Annotated in this window: 2 protein-coding genes; both read left to right on the top strand. The window is 69.3% G+C overall.

Annotation, left to right across the window (positions count from 1 at the left end; translation table 11 throughout):
• Nucleotides 1-389: AAA family ATPase (locus AC08ON_RS00420; protein WP_476616272.1), on the top strand; the 389-nt coding region annotated here is incomplete at its 5' end.
• Nucleotides 390-452: 63 nt separating this feature from the next.
• Nucleotides 453-1,697, top strand: coding sequence for a signal recognition particle-docking protein FtsY (gene ftsY, locus AC08ON_RS00415; RefSeq protein ID WP_476606025.1), 1,245 nt, complete (start codon nucleotides 453-455; stop codon nucleotides 1,695-1,697).
• Nucleotides 1,698-1,776: the final 79 nt, after the last annotated feature.

Below are 1,776 nucleotides of genomic sequence, written 5' to 3'. Positions count from 1 at the left end.
AGGGCCGGTTGGTGCTCACCGATCCTGATGACATGCTCACCACGGGCATCGAGGTCGAGGCGAGGCCGCCGGGAAAAAAGGTGAAGCGTCTGTCGCTGTTGTCCGGCGGGGAGCGTTCACTGACCGCACTCGCTCTCCTGCTCGCGATATTCCGGGCCCGCCCTTCGCCCTTCTACGTGCTCGACGAGGTCGAGGCAGCTCTGGACGACCGCAATCTCGGCCGGCTGCTCGAGGCCGTCGAGGGTCTGCGTGAGAAGTCGCAGATGATCATCATCACCCACCAGAAGCGGACGATGGAGATCGCTGACGCCCTGTACGGCGTGGCCATGCGGGGCGACGGGGTGACGACAGTGATCAGTCAGCGGCTGCGGGAGCGGGCGGTGCTCTGACGCCGCCGCCCTCCCGCCGGGCGAGCGCCACGGCCTTGTGGCGTCATCTGTCAGGATCGGTACGTGGAGCTCCTCATCCTGATCGTCGTCATCGCCGTCGTCGTACTGGCCACCGTGGGCCTGGTGGCCGGCACGGCCCTGCGTCGACGCCCCCGCCGATCCACCGAGGAAGGCCGGCGCCCGGGCGCCGACTACCGTCCCGGGGTCGGTGACGACGCCGAGGTACCCCGCGATTCGGCGACCAGGACGGTCGACGACATCGGTCTTCCCGATGTGCTGCCGCCATCCCCGACGGAGAGCGAGGGCGTCGGCGCCCCGCCCGCCGAGATACCGGCCGCGCCGGGGATCCCGGTCCAGGAGCGGATCCCACCGGAGGCACCGCCGCCGGCCGCCGGCCGCCTCGTCCGGCTGCGCCTGCGGCTGGCTCGTTCGCAGAACGCGCTCGGTCGCGGACTGCTCTCCCTGCTATCCGGCGACAATCTCGACGAGGACGCGTGGGAAGACGTGGAGGCGACACTGCTCCTCGCCGACGTCGGGGTCACGGCGACCACCGAGCTGGTCGCCGCGCTGCGGGAACGCACGAAGGTGCTCGGTGCCCGCACGCCCGCGGATGTGCGGGCGATGCTGCGCGACGAGCTGCTCGCCCAGATCGGTACGACGACCGACCGATCGCTGCGCACGACGGCCCCGGATCGTCCCGCCGTCGTGCTCGTCGTCGGTGTCAACGGCACGGGTAAGACCACGACCTGTGGAAAGATCGCGCGGCTGCTGGTCGCGGACGGGCGTACGGTCGTGCTGGGCGCGGCGGACACGTTCCGTGCCGCGGCCGCGGATCAGCTTCAGACCTGGGGTGAACGGGTCGGCGCGATCACGGTCCGCGGGGCCGAGGGGGGTGACCCGGCGTCGGTGGCGTTCGATGCGGTCCGACAGGGCACGCAGAGCGGCGTGGACACCGTGTTGATCGACACCGCCGGCCGGCTGCACACCAAGGCAGGTCTGATGGACGAGCTGGCGAAGATTAAAAGAGTGGTGGGCAAGCACGGTCCGGTCGACGAGGTGCTGCTCGTGCTCGACGCCACAACCGGTCAGAACGCGCTTGTCCAGGCGCAGGTGTTCACGCAGGCGGTTGATCTCACCGGAGTCGTGCTGACCAAGCTGGACGGTACGGCCAAGGGCGGGATCGTCATCGCCGTGCAGCGCGAGCTCGGTATGCCGGTGAAACTGATCGGCTTGGGAGAGGGCCCAGACGATCTTGTTCCCTTCGAGCCGGAGGCGTTCGTCGACGCGCTGTTGGGCGAAGCCGGCTGATCGATCGAGTGGCCGCCGGATCGGCGAAGACCACAACGTGCTCAGTGTCAAGACCTTCCGGTCGTTCGGCATGTGACCT

Source organism: Frankia sp. CoWAU3 (assembly GCF_977971855.1).
Note: the sequence above shows the minus strand (reverse complement) of the source record. Positions and strands in the feature narration are given on the sequence as shown.